Raw genomic sequence first — 7,287 nt, 5'->3', positions numbered from 1 at the left:
GCGCTCGTTTGGGTTGCGTCATCCTTGAATCGTCCTGTGATGCGTATGGGCAACAATAGTTAACAAGAGTGTTAATATCTCGACTGGATTTTGGGATAAGGGAAATTATTCCTAGATTCCCGTAAAATTACCAGCACCGATCAACTTTCTCTTGACTCATGACCTATCAAGTTTACCATGTTAATCGGAGTTTGATGAGCTCTCTTGGCAGATTGTGTCACCCTTATTAAGGCAGGCTTTTGGTTTAAGCTGTTCAGCATTTCACTAGTCGGACAAAATTCAAGTTGACAATTGAGCTGGGGGAACAGCGCATAGGGAATCCCCAATTTCCCTGTCTAATAAGCGATAGAATAACTAAGCATTGAGCGTCAAATAAATAACAATGCTAGGCTCATTTACTGAGGCTGAGCCGAGAGGCTTAATTTTCGCTTAATCCTCCCCTGCTCCACCCCACTTAACTCAATCAGTAAGCCCCTTTGTTTTTGGGAGAAATCATTACGCCTATTGTCTTCAAAATTAGCCATAAGTCAAGCCAGAAATTTTGAAAATTCACGTAATAAACATCGATTTGCACTCGACGCTTATAAGGAATATCATTACGTCCTGAAACTTGCCATAGTCCAGTAATACCTGGTCTAATTGTCAAAATTTTATCCATGTAACGCCCGTACTTATGCATTTCTTCCGGGACTAAGGGGCGAGGACCGACCACACTCATATCTCCTTTCAAAACATTCCAGAATTGGGGAAACTCATCCAAACTTGTATATCGCAAGAATTTACCAATCCAGGTTACTCTGGGGTCTTCTTTGAGCTTAAAATTTTCTTCAAACTCACAACGAATAGAGGTTGATTCTGTCATCATTTCGATCAAGATTTCGTCAGCATTTTCCACCATTGTTCTAAATTTAATGCAGCTAAACGGCTTATAGTCTTTACCGATTCGCTCCTGAACATAAAAAATAGGACCCGGTGAACTGATAGCGATTAGGATGGCTAAGAGCAGGTAAATCGGGAAAAACAACGTGAGAATCGATAGGGAAAATACGACATCAAACAGCCGCTTGGCAAAAATTCCGTCTAAGCGATATCGAGACAGACCTTTGGGTCTACTGCGTGGAGCGCGGGGCTGGATACCACGCTTCACGAACGCTCGCAACGTCTTGACGGAGATAAGTTGGCTTTGGGCAGTCATCTTACTCCTTCACTTCACACCACACGTCACGATCATAAAGCCAGAAGCGGTTAGCTAAGGCAATAGCGACCAGGAAACTGGAATTTATGACTCAACATCGTGACAGGTGGTCTCGATAGCAGCCGTCCAGAAACGTCAAGTAGCGATCGCGAAAAACAGTTGGCGCAAATTGAGCTGCGTTTAATTGTATCTGTTCAGGACTAAAAGCAGTGGCTCGTGCTTCAAAGGCTTTCACCGCCTCCATCAAAGCCTGGGGACTTTGGTCTAGAAAAAACAGACCCGTACCCTTATCCGGATGTTTCCGGATATCCCGAACGGTTTCCAAAGCACCACCCGCACCATAAGCAATAACTGGTGTACCACAAGCTTGCGCTTCCACCAGGGCAATGCCAAAATCTTCACAGGCAGCATAAACAAAGGCTTTTGCCTGTGCCATATACTCCTCGACCACGCGATCGGGACAAAAACCTAACACTTGCACGTTGGGTTTAGCCAGATGGCGCAGCGCCTGTAATTGCGGTCCATCGCCAATGACGACCAAAGGATATCCCAGTTGATTGAACGCCTCCACGATTAACGTCACTTGCTTGTAATTGACTAATCGCGAAACCGTCAGGTAAAAATCTGACTTTTGAGCCAAAAAAGAAAACCGTTCAGTATGAACCGGAGGGTAAATCACCTGTGCCTCTCGCCTGTAGCAGCGCCAGATCCGTCGTGCGGTATGGCGGGAGTTGGCAATAAAATAATCCACCCGATTGGCTGAGATCACATCCCATTGACGCAACCGATGCAGCAGATACCGCGTGATTGACCCAGGGAGTCCCCGCCCTATAGCACTGCTGTTGAGGTAATCAAAGGTCAAATCCCAAGCGTAGCGCATCGGTGTATGGCAGTAGCATAAATGCAGCTGTTGTGGACGGGTAAGGACACCTTTAGCCACAGCATGGGAGGAGGAGAGGATCACATCGTAATCCCGCAAGTCTAGCTGTTCAATAGCTAAGGGCAGCAGGGGTAAATACTTTTGTACCCCCTTGCTAGCCAAAGGAAAATGCTGTAGAAAGGTCGTGCCAATCCGGCGTCCAAACAAATAACTTTGGGGATTGGTTGATTCAAAATCAATCAAGGCATACAAATCAGCATCAACTGACTTGAGGATTTCTCGAACCACCAGTTCAGAACCACCCGTTGCTTTGGGAGTCAGCCACTCATGCACCAAGGCGTACTTCAAGAATCGTTATCCCCCAATACAAGTCTGTTCAGATTAGCTGTAGTTTCATTTATGCTTCCCCAGCTTCCCCCATATCATTATTGACCGGAGCAGTAAGCATTAAGATTATCAACTAATTGCTTTTCTGGGGTCGTTGCTTGCTGTAAACTCATCTGTGCCGTTTCCGCCCCTTGGCGGTCTTTCTGCTCAAACGCCACCGCGAAATTACGCATCGCTTGACTCGTATCGCGATACATGTTGACAAAACTGGCTTGATAGTCTTGCAACGTCTCGTCGGTTACATCTATCGCGTTCATTTCTTCAGAAGCCTTATCCATGACAGCCGCCGCTTTTCGCATTGCCTCAGCTTGGGGATTGTCCTCTTGAACACCACTGGTCACGACTTTGGCGTCACTGACCGCCTGATTCGCCACTTGAATCATTTGATTACACTGGGCAACCTTGCTCTGACCACAACTTACTGCCAATAGGCTAATCACAGCCGTGACACTTAGCCACAGGAAATTTTGCCGGGGACGATACATGAATGCTCTTAGGTTCATTTAAGAATAAGCCGTCCAACATTTTAACGCTACTCCTAGCTTACTGACTTCTGCTGGGCTTCGATGGCAGCCGCAAGGCGTTGGAGTGTTTCAGTGAGTTCTCCAAGTTCTGCGAGTGACTCATTTTGGTTTTCGGCTAAGGTTTGCACCGCATCACTCAAGGCAAAGAGTTGGTAACCCTGTTGTTGAACTTGATGCCCTTGGTGTTGCACCTGCACAGCCAAAGCATCAACCCGCTTGCCAAGACACTCAACCGTCTCGGTTGTGGCAAGCACCGCCTCACCAATTTGCCCAACAATGGATTCCAAGCGGCTGAGTCGAGCTTCTAGGGCAAGAGTCCTTTTGTTGGTAGAGTTGAGGTTGTTTGTAGCCTTTCCAGTCTGGGTGTGTTTATTCACCGATAATTGTTTCACTGCTTCAAAAAACTTATGTGAACTCCCAGTTTCTAAGAAAATAGCAATTGTCCATACTTTACTAAGGAGGTGGGGACAATTAAAGTTAATGGTACGGATCGTCATTGGTCATTGGTCATTCGTCCTTTGTAAGGGTTTGAGGCTTGTTAACATAACTTCATAAGGTTGAGTTTATTTCCACCAACCTACTTAATGATGACGCCGTTGATGCCATTGCCAAGCATCGCTGATAATTTTACTGAGTTCCGGGTATTTGGCAGACCAACCCAAAATTTTCCTCGCCTTGTCGCTACTACCCACCAAAATCGGTGCATCACCAGGGCGGCGATCGCACTCAATGATTTTAATCTCTTTTTGGGTGACTTGCTTTGCTGTTTCAATCACCTGTCGCACGGAGAAACCGTTGCCACTGCCTAAATTAAAGATTTCACTCTTGCCGCCACCTAACAAATACTCTAGCCCGAGGATATGGGCGTCTGCCAAGTCACTGACATGAATATAATCGCGCAAGCAGGTTCCGTCTGGGGTGGAGTAGTCTGTTCCCCAAATGGCAATGGAGTCCCGTTTGCCTAATGCTGTCCACAGAACTAAGGGAATCAGATGGGTTTCTGGGTAATGATCTTCACCGAGTAGTCCTTCAGGATTCGCCCCAGCCGCGTTGAAGAAGCGAAACACAATGGAACGTAAATGGTATGCACGATCAAAGTCCGCTAACATCCGCTCCATAATCCATTTACTCGTCGCATAGGGATTAATCGGATTTTGAGGATGGTCTTCGGTCATTGGTACTTGCTGAGGCATCCCGTAGACCGCACAGGTGGAGGGAAACACTAAATTTTTCACATCAGCGGCGACCATGGCTTCTAAGAGGGTCAGAGTGCCACTGACGTTATTTCGGTAGTATTTAGCCGGATAGGCGACCGACTCACCCACGGCAATATAGGCGGCAAAGTGGAGTACAGCCGTAATGTTGTGACTGGCGAAGATTTTGTCTAACAGGGTGCGATCGCCCACATCCCCGATCACCAATTCTGCTTTTAGGATCTCTTCTACGAACTCTCGATGTCCACAGACCAAGTTATCCAGGACAACGACGTTATAACCTGCTCGTTGTAAGGCTAACGCTGTATGAGAACCAATGTATCCAGCTCCGCCAGTTACTAGAATTTCGGGTTGGACTTGCGACACACTCAAACCGTCCCTGTTTCGTTTTATAGACTAACTTTACAAATATTTTCGCTATTTGTCTTTGCCTGAATAGTAATTTTGCTCAAAACGGCTTCTCCCCTCTCTTCCCCATCTCCCCCATCCCCCCTCTCCCTCATTTGCCTCATCCTTGGAGGCAATGACGAGTATAATGCCCATGTTAGGGTAATTTAAACTGTGGCTCTTCCCAAGTGATACGTTACACAAAACCTGATCCCAATCGCCCCTAACTTGTTAATTGTTCTTTTGAGGAGTCAGACTAACAACTAACACGTCCTCGCTCACCATCAAAACGTTACACCGTCAAAACACAATGTTTTTACTACTGACGCGAGTCCTACTCTGGCTGCTAATTGCAGTTATTCTCTATAACCTGTTTAAGAAAGTAATCCCCAAGGAGTATTTTACCTTGCTTGGGGGTTTATTTCTGTTTGGCTTCATTGTTGTGGCGTTTTTCTCTCCCAACAATGACCTGGTATCAACGATTTGGCAAGTTCTCTCGTTTCCCTTAAAACCTGTTGGTGCTTCCATCGTGCTGTTGAGTTTTGCCCTCCGCCAAGGGCTGGATAAGTCAAAGAACCAGGTTTTGGCAGCCTTACTCATTTTACTTATCGCCAGCACGCCCTTTTTCTCTAACCTGTTGGCGGCGACGACAGAACAAACAGTGGTTACACCTGAAGCAGCAGGGGCTCAAACCGCCTCAGCAATTGTGGTACTGGGACAAGGAACCACCCAACCCGATGAACCGCCTCGAACTCAAATTCAACTCACCGATACGGGCGATCGCATTCTGTATGCGGCTCAACTGTATCGACAATCGGGGAATAACCCCTTAGTTGTGGTTAGTGCTGGTCCTCGCCCGAATCTGGAAGGGAATCAAGATCAAGTTGTCGAAGCCAATGATATCCAAACCTTACTGGTAGAATTAGGAGTTCCCCAAACCCGGATTGTGGTTGAACCCACAGGTACCGATCTCCGCACCAGCGCTGAAGCCGTCGAGGATATCTTACGCGATCGCGGATTAGCAGACAATCGCATTTTTCTGGTTTCTTCAGCCTATAACAGCCGTCGCGCCCAACAGACGTTTACCAATGTAGGTCTAACCAATGTCGTTCCTAAACCGACTGGCTTCTTTACGTTTCAACCGGGAGCAACACCCAGAGTCCCCCTGCAAATTGAATCCTTTATCCCCTCTGTAGAAGCGCTGACTGTCACGACGCGAATTGTGGAAGAGTTTTTAGCTTCGATTTACTATTATTTGCGAGGTTGGCAAGCTCCCACCGTTGTTTAACCATTTCGCGAATCTGAAAAATCTGCAAGGTGGGAACCCTTCACTTGGCTCAAGGGAACCTGGTTTGTAGGGGCGGGTTTCACCATTATCGTTGCTTACCTTACCCAGATACAGCTAAACCCGCCCTATCTTCCCTATCATTCAAGACTTTAATCGGATAAGCTGAAAACAGCCTATAACCTCAGGTCGATGACAAGTTCAGTCAGTGAGCAAGAAACTAGAGGTTCACTGTTGAATCCCTAGCTATCTCTCAACTATGAGTACAGGCATAATCTAATACAGGTTCTTGAAATCGGTCAGCTTTGAAATAGTTCTCATTCACTGAAATGATATCTGATACTTGACCATTTTCCACATCGCCAATTTTAATTCGCGATAACAACTCCCGTTGGCAATTTCCCGAATATCTGACATACTTGCCATTGGCGTTCACATCGAAATTAATTGCATCTCCATTACGACTAATGGTATTAAGTCCGACTTCCCAAGGTTGGGTATTGGTCATACCCAATTCACCCCCAGACTCGGCTGTAGTCCCAGGAACAGGTCGCCACACAACACCTTCAATAGAATTCAAGCAGGCATTTTTACCACTCATATCTTTAAAGCAGTCGCCGTTTTTGTCGAGAATAACCACTTGGTCAACACTATTAAACTGTTGTAGTGTATTGGTTACAGCTTTTTGGATTCCCGCGTCTTCACCAAGTCCAGCCGTATAGACTGTCCGACAAAATTGGAGTTGGGCAATTCCATTGGAGATATCAACGGTAAAGTTTTCACCACAGGTGGATTCGCCTCGAAAGTCAACTAAATCAGCAAATCCTTGCTCTTTTTCTGTGGATGTTGGTCCTTGGACAATTTGCTCAATGGCAAATTCGGCAACATCGACGCGGGATGTGGGTCGGGTAACGGGTTCAACATAGCCTATCGTTTGATTGTCGGCGGAAGGCTTGGGTAAAAAGACTTGAATTTGTCTGGGAGCATCTGGATTTTGGCTAATCGTCTGGGGTTGAGGTTGTGAGGTGGCTTCAGAGTTCTCAGGAGTGGTTACAGAGGTACTATGCGCTTCCCCAGCAGATGCAGTGGTGAAGGATAGCGCCAAAACAGCACCCATCAACATTGATTGGTGTTTTAAATTTATTGTATTCCTACTCATAAAACAAGCATTCATTATGTACCTACTGTTTTATGATCAAAGCCAATTTAATACTATTCATCTGACTCAAGGAATAACTTACAGCGCTTTTTGTGTAATAAAGTACAGTAGATCAAAGTCCCCTTCAGATCCCCCTCTTCCCTTTTAGATCCCCCTCTTCCCTTTTAGATCCCCCTCCCGTCCCCCTTCAAAAGGGGGAAGCCAGAGGATGCGGGAGCTTCTGTTGCACGGGGGAAGCCAGAGGATGCGGGAGCTT

Annotated in this window: 7 protein-coding genes; 1 reads left to right on the top strand and 6 read right to left on the bottom strand. The window is 46.4% G+C overall.

Annotated features, from left to right (window positions below; all coding sequences use genetic code 11):
• Nucleotides 1–463: 463 nt before the first annotated feature.
• From ACLFWI_RS23230 to galE, 5 genes are all read right to left on the bottom strand, one after another.
• Nucleotides 464–1,195, bottom strand: a complete 732-nt coding sequence (locus tag ACLFWI_RS23230) for a sugar transferase (protein ID WP_446414896.1) — start codon at nucleotides 1,193–1,195, stop codon at nucleotides 464–466.
• Nucleotides 1,196–1,286: 91 nt separating this feature from the next.
• A complete protein-coding gene (locus ACLFWI_RS23225) occupies nucleotides 1,287–2,423 on the bottom strand; it encodes a glycosyltransferase (protein ID WP_446414895.1) in 1,137 nt (378 codons plus the stop codon).
• Between the two features lie 77 nt (nucleotides 2,424–2,500).
• Entirely contained in the window at nucleotides 2,501–2,947 is a 447-nt protein-coding gene (locus ACLFWI_RS23220) for a hypothetical protein (RefSeq protein ID WP_446414894.1), read from the bottom strand.
• A gap of 53 nt (nucleotides 2,948–3,000) precedes the next feature.
• Nucleotides 3,001–3,483 (bottom strand): hypothetical protein, encoded by a 483-nt coding sequence (locus tag ACLFWI_RS23215; protein ID WP_446390481.1) that lies wholly within the window; start codon nucleotides 3,481–3,483, stop codon nucleotides 3,001–3,003.
• 84 nt (nucleotides 3,484–3,567) lie between these two features.
• The gene (gene galE, locus ACLFWI_RS23210) at nucleotides 3,568–4,566 is read right to left on the bottom strand and encodes a UDP-glucose 4-epimerase GalE (RefSeq protein ID WP_446414893.1); all 999 of its coding nucleotides are present in this window, start codon (nucleotides 4,564–4,566) and stop codon (nucleotides 3,568–3,570) included.
• A gap of 331 nt (nucleotides 4,567–4,897) precedes the next feature.
• Here galE and ACLFWI_RS23205 point away from each other — a divergent pair, with 331 nt between their 5' ends.
• Nucleotides 4,898–5,875 (top strand): YdcF family protein, encoded by a 978-nt coding sequence (locus tag ACLFWI_RS23205; protein ID WP_446414892.1) that lies wholly within the window; start codon nucleotides 4,898–4,900, stop codon nucleotides 5,873–5,875.
• Nucleotides 5,876–6,125: 250 nt separating this feature from the next.
• Here ACLFWI_RS23205 and ACLFWI_RS23200 read toward each other — a convergent pair whose 3' ends face one another.
• Entirely contained in the window at nucleotides 6,126–7,031 is a 906-nt protein-coding gene (locus ACLFWI_RS23200) for a GerMN domain-containing protein (RefSeq protein ID WP_446414891.1), read from the bottom strand.
• Nucleotides 7,032–7,287 lie beyond the last annotated feature (256 nt).

Origin of the sequence: Coleofasciculus sp. (assembly GCF_046539235.1) — a bacterium.
Taxonomy (GTDB): Bacteria; Cyanobacteriota; Cyanobacteriia; order Cyanobacteriales; family Coleofasciculaceae; genus Coleofasciculus.
Note: the sequence above shows the minus strand (reverse complement) of the source record. Positions and strands in the feature narration are given on the sequence as shown.